The sequence below is a fragment of the Mesorhizobium sp. M2A.F.Ca.ET.042.01.1.1 genome, assembly GCF_003997405.1.
GTDB lineage: Bacteria > Pseudomonadota > Alphaproteobacteria > Rhizobiales > Rhizobiaceae > Mesorhizobium.
In genome coordinates this window covers 1-16,725 of the sequence record NZ_RZRX01000041.1, presented here as the reverse complement: position 1 = coordinate 16,725, position 16,725 = coordinate 1, and the positions used below count along the sequence as shown (strand labels likewise).

Here is a 16,725-nt window from a genome sequence, read left to right as displayed (position 1 = left end):
ACCGAAAAGGCGATCTGCGCCGACCCACAAATGTCAGCCATCGACGCTTTGGTCACCAAGGCCTATGGCGGTTTTGAACCTGCCTTCGGCGGCGACAAGCGCAAGATCGCCAGGGAGTTGGTCGCTGACCGGAATGCCTGCAAGACAGATGCTTCCTGCATCGTCAGCGCCCAGAACAATGCGTTGCAGACAGATGGCAGCGCGCCGTCATGGGTGCAGGACTACAACATCGCGCTGATCGGCAAGAAGGCGCTCGAATTCGCGGCAAGAACTCCGAAGCCGACCGACCGGCCCCTGCCCGCGTCGATCGGAAACTGCGGCTTCACCCACATCAAGACGCTGACGGCAAGGCTGGGCGACGATCCGCTGGAAACCCCCAGCCCGGATGCCGGCAGCGCAGCGACGTTCACCAATGGCGGCACGGCGGTCTCCTATGACCGCGAGCCTGGACTGGCGAGTTCCAAGGTCGGCGATCCGGTCGTCATGTGCCTCATCGCGATCCCACGTGACTGTCCGAAAGACGATCTGCGCGGCAGGGTTTACTACGGCGTCGACCTCGCCGCCAAAGGCGCATGGGCCCTGCCGGACTCGCAGCATATGTGCGGTGGCGCCTGAGGACCTCGGCGCCGCGCCATGGAGTCCGGCGCGATGGGCCGCCCTTGCATCGTCACAACTTTGGTGGCTGACTGCCCCTCACTGATTGCGGGCACGGGGGTGCATGGCAATGATCGGCCACGTCCTGAAGCGCATCCTGATGGTGCTCGTCGGCTATCTGGTCGCGGTTCTTGCCGGGTTGATCGCGGTGGTGGTGATCTACGCGATATTGAGCTCGCTGCCCAATGCGCCGGGCTACTTCAGACTTATGGAATTCACCCCCGTCGCCGTGCTGGTCGTACCGCCGCTCGGCATGTTCGTCTATTTCCTGACGATCATACTGACGGGGATGCAGACGCTGGTCTTCGCCTTGATCGCGGAGTTCTTTTCGCTGCGCAGCTTTTGGCTGCACATGGTCTTCGGCGCCGCCGCCGCGGCTGCCGGTTTCACATTGATATGGCCTGACGCCGATGATCCGGAACGCTGGGCCGACATGGGCATCATAGCGGGCGCCGGCCTCGTGGCCGGCCTGATCTACTGGCTGATCGCCGGGCGCGACGCCGGCTTTCGCCGGCCGCTCATCAAAGCAATTCCAGGAAAAGTGTGAAGCCGCCAGGCCGGGCGGCATCGCCGTAGCCTTCCGTCCGGAATCGCTTGAAGTTACAGGCTCAGCTTGACGGCGTGCGCACCGCTTCGGTCGCGTCCAGCGCCTGCATCAGCTTGGAATCGCGGTCATAGACGTCGTCGAAATACTCGACCTTGCCGGACATATCAGGCCAGGCGGTGAAATAGGCGACATAGACCGGAATGACGCGCGTGACATTCTCGGTCGAATGGCCGTGCTTCAGCTTCTCGGCAATGTCGTCGACAGAGGTTCCAAGCACTGCGGCGGCCATGCCGCGCGGATCCTGCAGCCGGACGCAGCCATGGCTGAGCGCGCGCATGTCGCGCGCGAAGAAAGACTTCTGCGGCGTGTCGTGCATGTAGATGGCGTGCTTGTTGGGGAAGAGTATCTTCAATTCGCCCAGCGCATTGGCCTCGCTCGGCTGCTGACGCACGCTGAATGGGATTTTAGAGCCATAGGCGCCCCAGTCCACCTCTGACGACGGGATCTGCCTGCCGCGCGAATCCGTCACCTCATAGCCGGCGCGATCGAGATAGCCGGGATCGCTGCGCAGCCTCGGCAGCATCTCGTTGACGATAATCGACTGCGGCACGCCCCAATAGGGATGGAAGTCGACCTGCTTGATCTGGTCGTAGAAGAAGGCGGTCTGGTTGGTGACCCGGCCGATGACGACGCGGGTCTTCAGCTTCTCCTCGCCACTGTCGATATAGCTGGCGGTGAAGGCGGGCTGGTTGATGAAGACACGCGGACTGCCGAGATCGGACGGCATCCAGCGCAGCTCCTCAAGCGCCACCTTGACCTTCTCGATCCTGTCGGCCTTCGAAGCGCCGGCCAGCGAAGCCACCGTTCGCGGCCCGATGACGCCATCGCCCTTCATGCCTTCCCGCTGCTGCACCGCCTTGATCACCGGCACCAGCTCGGGGTCGTAAACCTCGCTCTTGCCAAGGCGGGCGAGCACCTCGCCATAGTTGCCGCCCATCTCGTCATCGAGATTGCGGGCAATCAGCGTCAGCAACTTGGGCAGCTCCGGGCTGCTCTCACCCGGCTTGAGCAACAGCTTGGGATCAACGACGATCTCGTTTTCCTCGCTGGCCTCGAGCGCTTCCAGTTCTACGCGCAGCGCCTGGTATTCCGGATTCTGTGGATGCCGCGACTCCAGATAGGTGCGGACCTCCTGGGTATGCGCCAGCGTCTTCAGCGCACCTTCCAGATCGAACGGCTTAGCCGGGAAATCATAATAGCCGGTCATCCGGTTGGGATCGACGCGGCCGCTCTGGGCATCATGGGCATAGCGCAGCACGCGCGCCGAGAGTGCCATCTCGAACCGAACCAGTTCCCTGGTCCGCTCTTCCGGCGTGGCGGAAGTCGCGGCCGCCGGAATGTCGACGGAGTAGTCGGCCGGCGTCAAACCGTAGCTCGCCGCCTCGCCAAGCACGCGCACCGCATCCTGCGCCCTGCTGTTGGGGGCGTTGTCGCTCACCCAGATGAAATCCGGATTGGCCGAGTAGTAGGCGATCAGCGCCTTGGCGATGTCGGGCTCGGCGAACAGCTCGTAGTCGCTCAGGCCGGCAACGGCATCGCGGAACGCGGTGCTCGTCACTGATGGCACGAAGGCGGCATCCTGCGCCGTTGCGGATGGCGTCGCAGGCATCAGCGACTTGAAGTCGACGCGCACGAGCTTGTCGGCCCTGTAAGTGTTGTAGGTCGGGCTGCTGATTCGGGCGCCGCCGCCACCCGCCCCCGGCGTTGCCGGACCTATCTTGCGTGGCTTTGGCGGCGGTGGAAATTCGCCTTGCGGGTTGTGCCGGATGCCGCCGCCGAACAACATGTCGAACAGCCCTTGCGCGCTGGCCGGCTGCTGCCCAAGAGCTATCGTTGCCGCGATCGCGATCGGCAGGACGGCCTTTTTTTTGTTCCCGAGGATTTTCATGCTGCACCCGCACCGGTTGTGGCCGGTTCCCGTTCCGCGCCGCTGGACGGTCCCGCCCTCCGCATGGCGGATCTATGACGTGACTATACCGATTCATACCGATTTCGTTAAGCTTCCATAAATTTTCGAAGCCGTGTTGCAGAACAGTTTCACATCATCGTGAGACCAGGAGCAGCATTCGCTCCGGCCTCGAAAACAATCAGGCGTTGGCGGCGCCTCGCCTGACCCGCGTGACAAACACCAGGCATTGTGATCGAAATTCTGGTGGTCGCAGCAAAGGTGGCCGGGAGGATTTGCCGTGAAGAAAGGGTATCGCCAGCTGCTTGACGAGGCGAATGCCGAGATCGAGGTCGTGTCGCCGGAGGAGGCCGCGGGGCTGCTGGAGGATGACGACACGATCTTCGTCGATCTGCGCGACCCGCGCGAGGTCGAGCGCGACGGCAAGATCCCCGGCGCCAAGCATGTGACGCGTGGCATGCTGGAATTCTGGATCGATCCCGAAAGCCCTTATCACAAGCCGTTCTTCGCCTCGGGCAAGACCTTCGTCTTCTTCTGCGCCGGCGGCTGGCGCTCGGCTTTAGCCACCAAGACGGCGCAGGACATGGGCCTGACGCCGGTCAAACATATCCTCGGCGGCTACACCGCCTGGAAGGCGGCCGGCCTGCCGGTCGAGCCGGGGCAGAAAAAGAAGGCGGACTGATAGGCTGATTAGTGCAGGATCGCTTCCCGCTGCTCGGTCACGAAGCCGACCGCGCGCGCGACCACATCCCTGTCGGCGAGAATACGCCGATGGCCAAGCCCTTCGGCCCAGTGCAGGTGGACATGCTCGCCGGCGCCCGCATAACGCTTGGCATGGTCGGCGTGGACCTCGCGATCGTCCGGCGCATGGATGATCAGCGTCGGCACTGGGGCCTCGGCCAGCTGGCGGTCGCCGGTGAATTCGCTGAGCGGCCGGCCCGAAAGGTGTTTCACCCTGTCCGCCATCGCGACGCGAGAGCGCGGCCCGACATTGAGCCTGTGGCTGAAATCGTCGAAGATTGCCGGCAGCGAGCTCGGCGCGGCAATCAAGACCAGCTTCTGCGCCTTGAGCGGCGGCATGCCCTTGACCGATGCGGCGACGGCATTGGCGGCAACCGCGCCGCCGAAGGAGTGGCCGACCACGGCGGCAAAGGGACCGAACCATTCGCCTGTGACACGCACCGCTTCCACCGCATTCACCATGTTCAGATGGCGGCCGAGCGAGTGGCCATGCCCGGGCAGGTCGAGTGAGACGACCTTGTATCCGGCGCCGCGAAACCCTTCGATTAAGGCGCGCATATATTCAGTGCGCGAGCGCCAGCCATGGATGACGAGCACGGTGCCGCGCGGCTCCCTGCCCGGCTCCGGCCGGAATTCGTGCACGGTGACGCAATCCGTCCTGGTCTTCAGCCGGTGATGGCGCGCCTCGGCCATGAAGGCTGACGCGCGTTCGACGGCCCGGCGTTCGCCGTCGCTCAACCCTTTGACGCTGGGTGTCCGGCAAAACAATTCGAACGCGGCGCGACCGCTGAGGCGCGGCGCGATATGCTCGGCCGCGCCGAAAACGCCCCGGATGACCTTCATTCCAAATGATGCCATATTGGCAGTCCATCCATTCGTTCAAGCATGAACATAATAGTTCAAACATGAACATTAAGCAAGAGCTGCCCTGGGATAACCCGCGTTTTCGCAACTGGGTCGCGGTGGCGCGCGCCTGCCATGTGCTGGAGCGCACGCTTGCCGTGAAGCTTGCGCCGCTCGACCTCAAGCCGGCGCAGCTCGACGTGCTGATGAACCTCTACCGCCATCCCGGCATGTCGCAGCACGACCTTGCCCGCAAGCTCCTGGTCGGCCGCTCCAACATCACGATGCTGTTGCCGCAACTCGAGGGGCGCGGCCTGCTGCGGCGCGAAGGCGACGAGAAGGACAAGCGCGTGCTGCGGCTTAACCTCACCGAGGCGGGCGAGGCGCTGCTGATGAAGGCGCTGAAAGTCCACATGGCGCTGATCGAGAAGGCGATGAGCCAGTCGACGCCGGAACAGTGCGACATGATCGGCGAGCAGATGCGCAAGATCGCCGACGTGCTGAAGGAAGCCTGAGCGGGCTTCCAATCACCACATGGTTTTCTTGGCCCGCTCCGGCCACTCCTTGTCGTAAGTGGCGCCATCGATGTTCTTGCGGCTGGTGATCTCGAGGATCTGGCCGGGCGTCGGCAGCGACTTCGGGTCGAGATGCCTGGCCGGGTTCCAGAGTTCCGAGCGCACGATGGCTCGGGCACACTGGAAATAGACCGTGTCTACATCGATGACGGTGACCGAGCGGGCCGGCTTGCCGTCGACCGTGAAGGAGGCGCAAAGCGCGGCATCGGTGGTGATATGGGCGCGGCCGTTGACGCGCAGCGTCGTGCCCGAGCCCGGCACCAGGAAGAGCAGCCCCACGCGCGGATCGCGAATGATGTTCCTCAGCGAATCGGCGCGGTTGTTGCCGCGCCTGTCCGGCATCATCAGCGTCTTGTCGTCGACGAGGCGCACGAAGCCGGCGAGATCCCCGCGCGGCGAGCAGTCGAGCCCCTCCGGCCCGCTGGTCGCCAGCGCCACGAAGGGCGAGGCCTCGATGAAAGCGGCATATTCGGGAATCACATGGTCGAGTTCCTTGACGACCGAAGCCTCACCCGGCAGCCCGTAAAGCGCTTCCAGCTGTTCGACCGATATGATACGCGACATTCTTCGCCTCCTGACTTTTTGCCGGCGCTACTCCATGTCCATGACGCCTTGACGACAGCCGGCTGCCGACATTGGATTGCTACCCGCACAGCTAGCGGTCTCGGCTCAGCCCCTTCTCGGCCAGTTCGGCGAGATAGGCGTTCCAGCGCTCATCCTTTTCGTGGCCGAGCGTATGAAGATAGGTCCAGGTGAAGATGCCGGTGTCGTGGAAGTCGTCGAAGGTGATGCGCACTGCGTAGTTCCCGACCGGCTCGATCTTGAGGATTGCGACATTGCGCTTGCCGGGGACCGTCACCCGCTGTTCCGGCGAATGACCCTGCACTTCCGCCGATGGCGAAGCCACGCGCAGAAACTCCGCCGGCAATTCGAACGGCTGATGGCCCGGAAAGGTCACGGTCAAGAGCTTGCGGTCTTTCGAGACCCTGAGTTCCTTTGGCGCGGTCATGACTGGTCCTGTCTAGAGACGGATGATTTCAGGTCGAATCGACCTGAAATCTGAATCCGTCTCTAAGTCAAAGAGATAGAGCATGATGTCGTCCGAAAAACCGCTTCACACTTTTCGGCATCATGCTCTGGGTTGCGCCCTTCCCTACGCCGCTTCGCGCGATGCGGAAAGCCACTTGAGGCCAGCCGACATACGATGTCGGTCGGGGAATGTTACCAAAGACCGAGAGCTTCTATCTTGAATGCGGCATTGGATCGTATCACATAACCGTATATAACGACGCCGCTCAGGCCACGGGAAACGCTTGCAATGGACATGATCGACCCCTTCGGTCGCACGATCAGCTATCTGCGCGTATCGGTCACCGACCGCTGCGATTTCCGCTGCACCTATTGCATGGCCGAGGACATGACCTTCCTGCCGAAGAAGGATCTGCTGTCGCTTGAGGAGCTCGACCGGCTCTGCACCGTCTTCATCGAAAAGGGTGTGAAGAAGCTCAGGCTGACCGGTGGTGAGCCGCTGGTGCGCAAGAACATCATGCACCTGGTGCGCCAGCTGTCGCGTCATCTGGACAGCGGCGCGCTGGAAGAGCTGACGCTGACCACCAACGGCTCGCAGCTTTCGCGCTTCGCCGCCGAGCTCGCCGACTGCGGCGTCAAACGCATCAATGTCTCGCTCGATACGCTCGATGCCGAAAAATTTCACCAGATCACGCGCTGGGGCAATCTCCGTAAGGTGATGGAAGGCATTGATGCCGCTCAGAAGGCGGGGCTGAAGATCAAGCTCAATGCGGTCGCGCTCCGCGACTTCAACGATGCCGAGATCCCGGAGCTGATGCGCTGGGCGCATGGCCGCGGCATGGACCTCACCCTCATCGAGACGATGCCGATGGGCGAGATCGAGGCCGACCGCACCGACCAGTATCTGCCGCTGTCGATACTGCGCGCCTCGCTGGAGCGCCAGTTCACGCTCGCCGATATCCCCTTCAAGACCGGCGGCCCTGCCCGCTATGCCCATGTCGCCGAGACAGGCGGCCGGCTCGGCTTCATCACGCCGATGACGCATAATTTCTGCGAAAGCTGCAACCGCGTGCGGCTGACCTGCACCGGCACGCTCTATATGTGCCTCGGCCAGGAGGACGCCGCGGATCTGAGGGCACCGTTGCGCGCCTCCGAAGGCAACGAACTGCTCGACGCGGCCATCGACGAGGCCATCGGTCGCAAGCCCAAGGGCCATGATTTCATCATCGACCGCCGCACCAGCCGTCCCTCGGTCTCGCGGCATATGAGCGTCACCGGCGGCTGATTTTTTCTTCGATTTGGTGCAGGATCACCTTTGGTCTTCGACCAGGGGGTATCATGCAGAAACTTCGGCGCATCGGCTTGTTTTCCGCGCTTCTGTTCTTGACGACAACGGCGCTGGCCAAGCCGTTCACCTATGTCAACGCGCGCTTCGGCACCGTGTGCACTTTCCCGGACCAGATTTTCACGGAGCGCATGCCGGAGCCGGAAAACGGCGACGGCCTGGAGTGGCACAGCGCCGACGGCGCCAGCGTGGCCTGTTACGGCAGCTACAATGCGCTCGACGACACGCCCAAGAGCCTCGTCGAGAACGAAAAAGCCAGCCCGGAGCCAGGTGAAGAAGTCACCTACGGCAAGGCCGGCAAGAACTGGGCGGTGCTGTCGGGTACGAAAGGCGACAAGATCTTCTATCGGCGGTCCGTGTTCGGCAAGGAGGACGTGATCCACAGCGTGTTCATCGAGTATCCGGCGGCGCTCAAGGCGAAATACGACCCGCTGGTCGGCACCATCGCCGGCAGCTTGCACGAGGCGTCCGGGCCAAACTCGAAATAAACCCTCCGCGCGATCCTCCGCCCGATTTACCGCCGGCCTTTTCCGGCCTAGCCTTCGAGCGCGATTTTCGCTCTAGGGGGAGTGCACATGCGCACAATCATGCTTTCACTTGCAATGCTTGGGATTGCTTCCATGCCGGCCGCGGCTCAGTCGATCGGCGGCACCTACACCGTCGCCGGCACCAATTTCGATGGTTCGAAATATGGTGGCGAGGCAACCATCACGCTGACCAGCGACACGACCTGCACGATCCACTGGGAAACCGGCGGCTCGACTTCGGACGGCATCTGCATGCGGAACGACAACGCGTTTTCCGCCGGCTATGCGATGGGTAAGGAAGTCGGTCTCGTCGTCTACAAGATCGAGAAGGACGGTTCTCTGCATGGACTTTGGACCATCGCCGGCCAGAACGGCAACGGCACCGAAGTGCTGACGCCGAAGTAGGTCTTCGGGACCCCGGCAAATCGATATCATGGGCCACGCAGAATTCGTGGCCCATTTCTTTTGGCGTTGCTGTTTGCCGGTCGCCTGCTACGGCTTGATCTAGAAAAAGAGTCCGGAACCGCCTTTGCCTCTCTCGCCAAACCTGCGCGGCGCGCTGTTCATGATCGTGGCCATGGTCGGCTTCACCTTGAATGATGCGATCACCAAATTTTCTTCCGAATCGATGAACATGGCGCAGGTCATGCTGGTGCGCGGCGCCTTCGCGTCCTTCTTCGTCGGCCTGCTTGCCTGGCCGCGCGGCGCGCTGGTCAATCCGGCCGCCATGCTGCAGCCGATGGTGGCCATGCGCGTGGCCGGCGAAGCCGGCGCCACGGTGTCGTTCCTGATCGCGCTTGCGCATCTGCCGATCGGCAATGTCTCCGCCGTTATGCAGGCATTGCCTCTGGCGGTCACCATGGGCGCGGCCTTGGTGTTCGGCGAAAGTGTCGGCTGGCGACGCTGGACCGCTATTGCCGCCGGCTTCGCCGGCGTGCTCATCATCGTGCGGCCGGGTTTCGAAGGGTTCAGCGTCTATTCCCTGGTGGCCTTGGCCAGCGTCGCCTGCTGCGCGGTGCGCGATCTTTCCACCAAGCGCATCCCGCAGGCGATCCCGACCATGCTGGTGTCGACGGCGACCGCACTCGCCATGACCGTGCTGGGCGCGCTGCTTTTGTCGCCGATGGGCGGCTGGACACCGATGAGTGGCCGCTCGACCATGCTTCTGGCGCTCGCCGCGGTGCTGGTGCTCATCGGCTATCAGTTCATGATCATGGCGATGCGCTCGGGCGACATCTCCTTCATCGCGCCCTTCCGTTACACTGCCCTGCTCTGGTCGATCCTGCTCGGCTTCGCCATTTTCGGCGATGTTCCCGACCTGCCGATGATCGTCGGCGCCGCCATCATCATCGGCTCCGGCCTCTATGCGCTCTACCGCGAGCGCGTCGTCGGCAGGCAGCAACCTGCCGCCGAAAGCGCTGGACCCGACATGGCGCCGGACGGCATATAGGCCGATGGACAGAAATGTTGCGGGGATCATTCTGGCGGGAGGCCAGGCGCGCCGAATGGGCGGCGGCGACAAGCCGCTGCTTTCATTGGGCAAAGCCAGGCTGATCGACCATGTCGCCGCGCGATTGAAGCCGCAGGTCGCAGCTTTGGCGCTCAACGCGAACGGCGATCCGGCGCGATTTGCCGGCATGGGGCTGCCAGTGATCGAAGACACGGTGCCGGGCCATGCCGGGCCGCTGGCGGGCATCCTCGACGGCCTCGAATGGGCGGCGAAGCAAACAACCTGCCGGTGGCTGGCGAGCGCCGCCGGCGATACGCCATTCTTCCCCGACAACCTCGTCGAGCGCCTGGCCGCTGCAACCCACGACCGGCCGGGCGTGATCGCCGTCGCCAGTTGCGAGGGCAGATGGCATCCGACCTTCGCACTCTGGCCGCTCGGCCTGCGCGACGCCTTGCATCATTTCCTTGTCGACGAGGACAACCGCCGGGTTTCCGCCTTCATGGAGCGCCATGGCCATGTCGAGGTCGAATTCCCGATAATCGAGGCGGGCGGCCAAAAGATCGACCCGTTCTTCAACATCAACACGCCGGACGACCTTGCGGCGGCGGAGCGTCTGTTGCAAAGCCTCAGGCCATGAGACGCGTATTCGGCATCACCGGCTGGAAGAACTCCGGCAAGACGACCCTGACGGAAAAGCTGGTCACCGAGCTGGTCGCGCGCGGCTGGACGGTTTCGACGGTGAAGCATGCCCACCATGACTTCGACATCGACAAGCCGGGCGCTGACTCCTTTCGCCATCGGCAGGCGGGCGCCACCGAGGTCGCCATCGTTTCCGGCCGGCGCTGGGCGCTGATGCACGAATTGCGCGGCGAGAATGAACCGACGCTGGATGACATCCTGGCGCGGCTGTCGCCCTCGGACATCGTGCTGGTCGAGGGCTACAAGCGCGAAGCACACAAGAAGATCGAGGCAAGACGGCTCGACGCCAAGGATCGGACGCCGCTTTCAGCCAATGATCCCAACATCGTCGCGGTCGCCGCCGACTTTGCGGTCGAAGGCGAAGACCTGCCGGTTTTCGACCTCGACGACACCAAATCGATAGCCGACTTTGTCGAGCGCAGCACAGGTCTCGTAGCTCGAACCAAGTAACGCAGCGGCACTTCCCGATTGTCGCTTGCCGTTGATTTGCAGTTGCTTTTTTCTCGCAAAGAGTGGGAGTATCCGCCTCAGCGGGCGGTAAAGAAGCTCTGCCCACAAGAGCCGCACGGGACAGCGGCCATGACAATATGAGAGGATTATCATGCGTATTGCACTGCGTATCGCGCTTGCCGCTTCGGCCGCGCTGCTGACACTCGGCGTCGCCCAGGCTCAGGAAAAGACCCTGAGGATCGGCACCGAAGGCGCATACCCGCCCTTCAACAACCTGACCTCGGACGGCCAGTTGGTCGGCTTCGACATCGATATCGCCAAGGCGCTCTGCGACGAGATGAAGGTGAAGTGCACCTTCGTCGCGCAGGACTGGGACGGCATCATCCCGGCGCTCCAGGCCGGCAAGTTCGACGCCATCGTCGCCTCGATGTCGATCACGCCCGAGCGCCAGGAAAAGGTCGACTTCACCCACAAATACTACAACACCCCCTCGGCCATCGCCGTGCCGAAGGATTCGCCGCTCAAGGGCGTGACCAAGGAAGACCTCGCCGGCAAGAACATCGGCGTCGCCACCACGACCACGCATTACAACTACGCTTCCAAGACCTATACGGACAGCACCATCAAGGGCTATCCGAGCAGCCCCGAGGAGCAGGCCGACCTCGCCAACGGCCGTCTCGACGCGATCGAGGACGACATCGTCGTGTTGCAGCAATGGCTGGATACGCCGGACGGCGCCTGCTGCAAAATCCTCGGCCAACCCTCGCCCCAGCCGGTCGAGATCTTCGGACCGGGCGCCGGCATTGCCGTGCGCAAGGGCGAGACCGACCTGGTCAACAAGCTGAACGAAGCGATCGACACCATCCGCAAAAACGGAAAATACAAGGAAATCAACGACAAGTACTTCAAGTTCGACGTCTACGGCGCCGAATCCTGATCGTTACGCCAAGGGCGGTGAGGCACCCCTCGCCGCCCTCCTCTTCTCCCGGGATCGCCACGGAGACACGACCCGTCAATGCCGGCCCAAAGCATTTGGACACTTCTCAGCTGGGGACCGGACGGCTGGAGTGACGACATTGCGTCTGGCGTTCTGGTTACCATTGTGCTGGCGCTCGCCACACTGCCCATCGGCCTGACGATCGGATTTTTCGTCGCCTTCGCCAAGCAGCATGAAGAGCCTTCCCTGCGGCTGGCCGCCAACATCTACACCACGGTTTTCCGTGGCCTGCCGGAGCTGGTCACGCTCTTCCTGTTCTTCTTCGGCATGCCGCTTCTGCTGCAATACTTGGTGCGGCTGTTCAATCCGGCCGCGACAATCGACGTCAACAGCTTCATCGCTGGCATGATCGTGCTGTCGCTGATCTTCTCCTCCTATGCCAGCGAGGTCTTCCTTTCCGCGTTCCGCGCCATTCCGAAAGGCCAGTATGAGGGCGGCTACGCCATCGGCCTGTCGAAATGGCAGACGATGCGGCTGGTCATCCTGCCGCAGCTGATACGCATCGCCTTCCCCGGCCTCGAGAATTGCTGGCTGAGCCTGCTCAAGGACACCTCGCTGGTCTCGGTGGTCAATCTCGCCGAGACCTTGCGCCAGTCCGGCGTCGCGGCGCGCGTCACAAAGCATGCCTTCCTGTTCTACAGCGTGGCGGCGCTGATCTTCCTGGCTCTCGCCATCCTGTCGTCGATCGCCACCGGCCATATTCTGCGTCATCTCGGGCGGAGGGCGGTGCGATGAGCGTCAGCCAGGCCATCGTCGTCGACAAGCCGCCCCCTCTGGCCCGCGGCTGGCCACGCGCCCGCATCGTCGGCTACGCACTGGTCGGCGTATGGATCCTCTTAGGTCTCGGCATCGTCGCCTACCTCGTCTACGCCTGGAATCCAGAGTTCTTCGCCCGTTACGCGCCGGCCTATCTGCAGGGCCTGGGAACCACGCTTTCGCTGGTTTCCATCTCGATGGTGCTGGGAGCGCTCTTCTCGCTGCCGGTCGCCTACGGCCGCATGTCGAAGAACTGGATCCTGTCCGGGCTTGCCTATTGCTACGTCTATTTCTTCCGCGGCACGCCGCTGCTCGTGCAGACCTATCTCGTCTATTACGGCGTCGGTTCCTTCCGGCCGGAGCTGGAAACGGTAGGGTTGTGGTGGTTCTTCCGCGAGGCCTTCTATTGCGGTGTCTTTGCGTTCTCGCTCAACACCGCCGCCTACCAGGCCGAAATCCTGCGCGGCGCCATCGAAAGCGTGCCGCGCGGCCAATGGGAAGGTGCGGCCTCGCTCGGCCTGCACACATTGCAGACGCTGCGCAAGGTCATCCTGCCGCAGGCGATCATCGTCGCGCTCAGGCCCTACGGCAACGAGCTCATCCTGATGATCAAGGCCTCGGCGATCGTTGCCATCATCACCGTCTACGACCTGATGGGCAACGCCAAGCTCGCCTATGCGAAATCCTTCGACATCCAGGCCTATATCTGGGTGGCGATCGTCTATCTTGTAATGGTCGAGATCCTGCGCCACGGCGTCGAGTGGATCGAGCGCCGAATTACCGTCCACCTGCATCGATAATCCTGCGGCTCGGCCGCCTGCACCAGTCGATGCAGCGTGGCGCGCCTTGACGAATTTTTCGCATGGCCTAGACCTTCGGCCACTGGAAACCGTGTTTTGTTGGAAGGCAGGTCTATGGCATCGGTTGCATTTCTCGGTCTTGGCGTCATGGGCTATCCCATGGCCGGGCACCTCAGGAACAAGGGCGGCCACGACGTCACCGTCTACAACCGCACCAAGGGAAAGGCCGAGCAGTGGGTGGCCCAGCATGGCGGCAAGCTGGCGCTGACGCCGGCCGAAGCAGCCGAAGGCAAGGACTTCGTCTTCTCCTGCGTCGGCAATGACGACGATCTGCGCTCGGTCACCACCGGCGCCAACGGCGCCTTCGCCGCGATGAAGAAGGGTTCCGTTTTCATCGACAACACCACCGCCTCGGCGGAGGTCGCGCGCGAGCTGGACGAAGCGGCGCGCAAGGCAGGCTTCTCCTTTCTCGACGCGCCCGTGTCAGGCGGTCAGGCCGGCGCCGAGAACGGTGTCCTGACCGTCATGGTTGGCGGCGAGCAGTCGGCCTTCGACAAAGCCAAGCCGGTCATTGACGCCTACGCCCGTATGGTTGGGCTGATGGGTTCGGCCGGCGCCGGCCAATTGACGAAAATGATCAACCAGATTGCCATTGCCGGCCTCGTCCAGGGCCTGGCCGAGGGCATCCATTTCGGCAAGAGGGCCGGCCTCGACATCGAGAAGGTGGTCGAGGTGATTTCCAAGGGGGCAGCCGGCTCCTGGCAGATGGAAAACCGCCACAAGACGATGAATGCCGGCAAATATGATTTCGGCTTCGCCGTCGACTGGATGCGCAAGGATCTCGGCATCTGCTTGGCCGAAGCCAACCGCAACGGCGCCAAGCTGCCGGTGACCGCGCTTATCGACCAGTTCTACAAGGATGTGCAGGACATGGGCGGCAAGCGCTGGGATACCTCCTCGCTGCTTGCCCGCCTGGAAAAATAGGCGACATGACGTTGCCTGATCCGAGCTGGAGCGCCGACGACATCGTCGCGCACCTGCGCGCGATCGGCACGGAGGCGAATTTGGCAGGCATGGCGCGCTTCGGCATCAACACGGCGAGCGCGCTTGGCATCGGTAATTCCGACCTGCGGCCGCTGGCGCGCAAGCTGAAGAAGAACCACGAGCGATCGCTTCTGCTGTGGGACAGCGGTGTCCGGGAAGCTCGGCTGATGGCGGCCTTCACCGGCGAGCCGAAGAAGGTCGACCTCGACCAGTGCCGGCGCTGGGCCGCGGATTTCGACAGCTGGGAAATCGTCGACACCGTTGCCGACCTGTTTGCCGAAACGCCATTCTGGCGCGACTTGATCGACGAATTCGCCGACGACGACCGCGAATTCGTCCGCCGCACCGCCTTCGCCATGCTGGCCTGGAGCGCGGTGCATCTCAAGAAAGAGCCGGACGCGACCTTCCTTGCCTATCTGCCGCTGATCGAGAAACATGCCCGCGATCCGCGCAATTTCGTCCGCAAGGCAGTCAATTGGGCGCTGCGGCAGATCGGCAAGCGCTCGATGAGCTTGCACGCCCCTGCCCTTGCGCTGGCGGAAAAACTGGCGGCATCGTCGGACAGGACGGCACGCTGGATCGGCAGGGATGCGGTGAGGGAACTGACGGATGCCAAACAGATCGCAAGGCTCGCAGCCGCAAAAACCTGATCTTTCCGGCGTCCGCTTTGTCGAGGTGACGCAAGAAACGCGTGGCCGTTTCGAAGACCTGTTCGAGCAGCCCGGCGCGCCGAAATATTGCTGGTGCATGGCCTGGCGCCATTCCAGCCGCGAGCACATCCCGAACGACGAGAAGAAGCGCATGATGATGGCGCTGATCGATGCCGGCACTCCGGTGGGCATCGTCGCCGAGTTGGACGGCAAGCCGGTCGGCTGGTGCTCGGTCGCGCCGCGCGAGACCTACCGGAAACTGTCAAAGCAGCAGGACGACAGCGAGACCGGCATATGGTCGATCGTCTGCTTCTATGTGCCGAGGACTTTGCGTGGCGGCGGACTGGCATCCGCCCTGCTCGACGCCGCGATCGACCATGCCTTCGCAAGGGGCGCACGCATCGTCGAGGCTTATCCCGTCGACGAGCCCGCGCCCAGCTACCGCTTCATGGGTTTTTGCGACATGTTCGTCGCGCGGGGCTTCCATGAGGTCGGCACCGCCGGCACGCGCCGGCATGTGATGCGACTCGGCCGTTGAGCCTGGCCACGGCAGCGAAGGGGCACGGATGGAAATGCGCTACCGCCGCAGGTCAAGAACCCCGAGTTCTTTCCACATCCACTCGAAGCTGTAGGTTGCCATCGAATGGCTCGGATCAGGCTGCTTGGCAGTCTGATTTTCCATATATTTCAGCCATTCGGCGACCTTTTGTCGGCCGGCTGCGGTCTTGGCAGCCTGGCGCGGTGTCTTGTTCCCCAACATTTTGACCGGCTGATCGAGCGTTTCCCGATAGTGGCGATCCAAATGCTCTCGGATGGCCTGTTCGGCGATCTCCGGCGGAATGTCCGATCGAGATGTTTGAGCACCTTCACTTGGCCGCTCGGCCTTCATCTGTTCGACGGTCGTGATCTTAGTCAGCGGTGTCCTCACGAGATGGCCGAGGGCCTGTTGGACAAGGGCGGTTCCTCTTGCCGCCCGCGCTGCGGAATTGGCGGACAGATGCAGAAAACGGCCTTTCAACTCGACGTTGCCAAGCACGAGCGAACCGTTGTCCATTGTGGTATCTATAGCGGGAGCCTCTGCATTTTTCTGGTTACCACCTTTCGGTGTCTCCTCCAGCCAGTTCCAGAATTTCGTGTCTGCCTGCGAGAAGGCTGGAATGCTGTTCAGCCGAACAGCGATGTCATCCGCTCCCACGCCCGGCGCGAGCGGAAAGCGAACGTCGTGGAAAGTGATTTCATCACCATCGGTGTTTTGCAGCTGAGGCCCCGCCACTCTTCCAAGGGTGTCGAACAACCAGGAGAGCGTGAACATGAATGCTGCAGCCTGCAGCTCGTCGTCTTTGATGGCCGGCAGCTTTTTCGCATTTCTCTTGCCGAACAGGCCCCGCAGCCCATCGAACAATATTTCGGTGGCCTGAGGAGTAAAGGGCAAGACACCACCGGCCATGACGGCTTTGCCCATGACAGGCACGATCCGCGCGGCAAGCCTGTCCCACTGTTTCAAAGTCTTGGTGGCGGTGCCCTCGCTGACGGTCAACGGCTCACCGCCGCGGATAAGGTCGCGGGCCACAAAAGATATTCCTGGAACGACGTCGCTCACCTCATACAAACTCATGACGGAGGTGCGCAGCGCCGCTATATAGGCTCTTGCT

The 16,725-nt window shown here is 62.6% G+C and carries 21 protein-coding genes; 16 read left to right on the top strand and 5 right to left on the bottom strand.

Going from position 1 to position 16,725, the window contains the following annotated elements; all coding sequences use genetic code 11:
• Nucleotides 1–30 precede the first annotated feature (30 nt).
• Together EOA23_RS08975 and EOA23_RS08970 are read left to right on the top strand one after the other, a co-directional pair.
• A complete protein-coding gene (locus EOA23_RS08975; RefSeq protein WP_245474085.1) occupies nt 31–615 on the top strand; it encodes a hypothetical protein in 585 nt (194 codons plus the stop codon).
• Nucleotides 616–718: 103 nt separating this feature from the next.
• Nucleotides 719–1,201 carry a hypothetical protein gene (locus tag EOA23_RS08970; protein WP_127303666.1) on the top strand — a complete coding sequence of 161 codons (483 nt, stop codon included), beginning with the start codon at nt 719–721 and terminating at the stop codon, nt 1,199–1,201.
• Between the two features lie 61 nt (nt 1,202–1,262).
• Here the strand turns inward: EOA23_RS08970 and EOA23_RS08965 are convergent, their stop codons facing one another.
• Complete coding sequence (locus EOA23_RS08965; protein WP_127303665.1) at nt 1,263–3,149, bottom strand: murein L,D-transpeptidase; 1,887 nt, start codon at nt 3,147–3,149, stop codon at nt 1,263–1,265.
• A 298-nt stretch (nt 3,150–3,447) separates the two neighbouring features.
• Here EOA23_RS08965 and EOA23_RS08960 point away from each other — a divergent pair, with 298 nt between their 5' ends.
• A complete protein-coding gene (locus EOA23_RS08960) occupies nt 3,448–3,849 on the top strand; it encodes a rhodanese-like domain-containing protein (RefSeq protein ID WP_126060937.1) in 402 nt (133 codons plus the stop codon).
• An 8-nt stretch (nt 3,850–3,857) separates the two neighbouring features.
• On the opposite strand, the gene EOA23_RS08955 is transcribed toward EOA23_RS08960, so the two are convergent.
• On the bottom strand, nt 3,858–4,766 hold the full coding sequence (locus EOA23_RS08955; protein WP_127303664.1) for an alpha/beta hydrolase: 909 nt from the start codon (nt 4,764–4,766) through the stop codon (nt 3,858–3,860).
• A gap of 47 nt (nt 4,767–4,813) precedes the next feature.
• Here EOA23_RS08955 and EOA23_RS08950 point away from each other — a divergent pair, with 47 nt between their 5' ends.
• Nucleotides 4,814–5,266, top strand: coding sequence for a MarR family transcriptional regulator (locus EOA23_RS08950; protein WP_042642392.1), 453 nt, complete (start codon nt 4,814–4,816; stop codon nt 5,264–5,266).
• A gap of 12 nt (nt 5,267–5,278) precedes the next feature.
• Here EOA23_RS08950 and EOA23_RS08945 read toward each other — a convergent pair whose 3' ends face one another.
• On the bottom strand, nt 5,279–5,890 hold the full coding sequence (locus EOA23_RS08945) for a pyridoxamine 5'-phosphate oxidase family protein (protein ID WP_127303663.1): 612 nt from the start codon (nt 5,888–5,890) through the stop codon (nt 5,279–5,281).
• Between the two features lie 91 nt (nt 5,891–5,981).
• The gene (locus EOA23_RS08940) at nt 5,982–6,335 is read right to left on the bottom strand and encodes a DUF971 domain-containing protein (RefSeq protein WP_126060934.1); all 354 of its coding nucleotides are present in this window, start codon (nt 6,333–6,335) and stop codon (nt 5,982–5,984) included.
• A gap of 309 nt (nt 6,336–6,644) precedes the next feature.
• Between EOA23_RS08940 and moaA the strand changes: the two genes are divergently transcribed.
• From moaA to EOA23_RS08880, 12 genes are all read left to right on the top strand, one after another.
• A complete protein-coding gene (gene moaA / locus EOA23_RS08935) occupies nt 6,645–7,640 on the top strand; it encodes a GTP 3',8-cyclase MoaA (protein WP_127303662.1) in 996 nt (331 codons plus the stop codon).
• Nucleotides 7,641–7,693: 53 nt separating this feature from the next.
• Entirely contained in the window at nt 7,694–8,188 is a 495-nt protein-coding gene (locus tag EOA23_RS08930; RefSeq protein ID WP_127303661.1) for a hypothetical protein, read from the top strand.
• Nucleotides 8,189–8,275: 87 nt separating this feature from the next.
• Nucleotides 8,276–8,632 (top strand): hypothetical protein, encoded by a 357-nt coding sequence (locus EOA23_RS08925; RefSeq protein ID WP_042642401.1) that lies wholly within the window; start codon nt 8,276–8,278, stop codon nt 8,630–8,632.
• Between the two features lie 124 nt (nt 8,633–8,756).
• Nucleotides 8,757–9,677, top strand: a complete 921-nt coding sequence (locus tag EOA23_RS08920) for a DMT family transporter (protein ID WP_127303660.1) — start codon at nt 8,757–8,759, stop codon at nt 9,675–9,677.
• A gap of 4 nt (nt 9,678–9,681) precedes the next feature.
• The gene (mobA, locus tag EOA23_RS08915; protein ID WP_127303659.1) at nt 9,682–10,314 is read left to right on the top strand and encodes a molybdenum cofactor guanylyltransferase MobA; all 633 of its coding nucleotides are present in this window, start codon (nt 9,682–9,684) and stop codon (nt 10,312–10,314) included.
• Complete coding sequence (gene mobB / locus EOA23_RS08910) at nt 10,311–10,826, top strand: molybdopterin-guanine dinucleotide biosynthesis protein B (protein WP_127303658.1); 516 nt, start codon at nt 10,311–10,313, stop codon at nt 10,824–10,826. Before mobA ends, mobB begins: the two co-directional genes overlap by 4 nt.
• Before the next feature lie 151 nt (nt 10,827–10,977).
• Nucleotides 10,978–11,763, top strand: a complete 786-nt coding sequence (locus EOA23_RS08905) for an ABC transporter substrate-binding protein (protein ID WP_095818023.1) — start codon at nt 10,978–10,980, stop codon at nt 11,761–11,763.
• A 78-nt stretch (nt 11,764–11,841) separates the two neighbouring features.
• Entirely contained in the window at nt 11,842–12,558 is a 717-nt protein-coding gene (locus tag EOA23_RS08900) for an ABC transporter permease (RefSeq protein ID WP_126060929.1), read from the top strand.
• A complete protein-coding gene (locus EOA23_RS08895; protein ID WP_127303657.1) occupies nt 12,555–13,379 on the top strand; it encodes an ABC transporter permease in 825 nt (274 codons plus the stop codon). Before EOA23_RS08900 ends, EOA23_RS08895 begins: the two co-directional genes overlap by 4 nt.
• A gap of 114 nt (nt 13,380–13,493) precedes the next feature.
• Complete coding sequence (locus EOA23_RS08890) at nt 13,494–14,363, top strand: NAD(P)-dependent oxidoreductase (protein WP_127303656.1); 870 nt, start codon at nt 13,494–13,496, stop codon at nt 14,361–14,363.
• 5 nt (nt 14,364–14,368) lie between these two features.
• A complete protein-coding gene (locus EOA23_RS08885) occupies nt 14,369–15,073 on the top strand; it encodes a DNA alkylation repair protein (RefSeq protein ID WP_127303655.1) in 705 nt (234 codons plus the stop codon).
• The gene (locus tag EOA23_RS08880; protein WP_127303654.1) at nt 15,033–15,611 is read left to right on the top strand and encodes a GNAT family N-acetyltransferase; all 579 of its coding nucleotides are present in this window, start codon (nt 15,033–15,035) and stop codon (nt 15,609–15,611) included. The genes EOA23_RS08885 and EOA23_RS08880 overlap by 41 nt, the downstream gene beginning before the upstream one ends.
• A 39-nt stretch (nt 15,612–15,650) precedes the next feature.
• On the opposite strand, the gene EOA23_RS08875 is transcribed toward EOA23_RS08880, so the two are convergent.
• On the bottom strand, nt 15,651–16,725 hold a 1,075-nt coding region (locus EOA23_RS08875), incomplete at its 5' end, for a hypothetical protein (RefSeq protein WP_127303653.1).

Bases quoted from the DNA above. Each gene is read 5' to 3' on its own strand.
- EOA23_RS08900 (WP_126060929.1), top strand. From the start codon at position 11,842: ATGCCGGCCCAAAGCATTTGGACACTTCTCAGCTGGGGACCGGACGGC.
- EOA23_RS08905 (WP_095818023.1), top strand. From the start codon at position 10,978: ATGCGTATTGCACTGCGTATCGCGCTTGCCGCTTCGGCCGCGCTGCTG.
- EOA23_RS08885 (WP_127303655.1), top strand. From the start codon at position 14,369: ATGACGTTGCCTGATCCGAGCTGGAGCGCCGACGACATCGTCGCGCAC.
- EOA23_RS08925 (WP_042642401.1), top strand. From the start codon at position 8,276: ATGCGCACAATCATGCTTTCACTTGCAATGCTTGGGATTGCTTCCATG.
- EOA23_RS08890 (WP_127303656.1), top strand. From the start codon at position 13,494: ATGGCATCGGTTGCATTTCTCGGTCTTGGCGTCATGGGCTATCCCATG.
- EOA23_RS08970 (WP_127303666.1), top strand. From the start codon at position 719: ATGGCAATGATCGGCCACGTCCTGAAGCGCATCCTGATGGTGCTCGTC.
- EOA23_RS08950 (WP_042642392.1), top strand. From the start codon at position 4,814: ATGAACATTAAGCAAGAGCTGCCCTGGGATAACCCGCGTTTTCGCAAC.
- EOA23_RS08930 (WP_127303661.1), top strand. From the start codon at position 7,694: ATGCAGAAACTTCGGCGCATCGGCTTGTTTTCCGCGCTTCTGTTCTTG.
- EOA23_RS08945 (WP_127303663.1), bottom strand. From the start codon at position 5,890: ATGTCGCGTATCATATCGGTCGAACAGCTGGAAGCGCTTTACGGGCTG.
- EOA23_RS08895 (WP_127303657.1), top strand. From the start codon at position 12,555: ATGAGCGTCAGCCAGGCCATCGTCGTCGACAAGCCGCCCCCTCTGGCC.
- EOA23_RS08955 (WP_127303664.1), bottom strand. From the start codon at position 4,766: ATGGCATCATTTGGAATGAAGGTCATCCGGGGCGTTTTCGGCGCGGCC.
- mobA (WP_127303659.1), top strand. From the start codon at position 9,682: ATGGACAGAAATGTTGCGGGGATCATTCTGGCGGGAGGCCAGGCGCGC.
- EOA23_RS08965 (WP_127303665.1), bottom strand. From the start codon at position 3,149: ATGAAAATCCTCGGGAACAAAAAAAAGGCCGTCCTGCCGATCGCGATC.
- moaA (WP_127303662.1), top strand. From the start codon at position 6,645: ATGGACATGATCGACCCCTTCGGTCGCACGATCAGCTATCTGCGCGTA.
- EOA23_RS08880 (WP_127303654.1), top strand. From the start codon at position 15,033: ATGCCAAACAGATCGCAAGGCTCGCAGCCGCAAAAACCTGATCTTTCC.
- EOA23_RS08940 (WP_126060934.1), bottom strand. From the start codon at position 6,335: ATGACCGCGCCAAAGGAACTCAGGGTCTCGAAAGACCGCAAGCTCTTG.
- mobB (WP_127303658.1), top strand. From the start codon at position 10,311: ATGAGACGCGTATTCGGCATCACCGGCTGGAAGAACTCCGGCAAGACG.
- EOA23_RS08975 (WP_245474085.1), top strand. From the start codon at position 31: ATGTCAGCCATCGACGCTTTGGTCACCAAGGCCTATGGCGGTTTTGAA.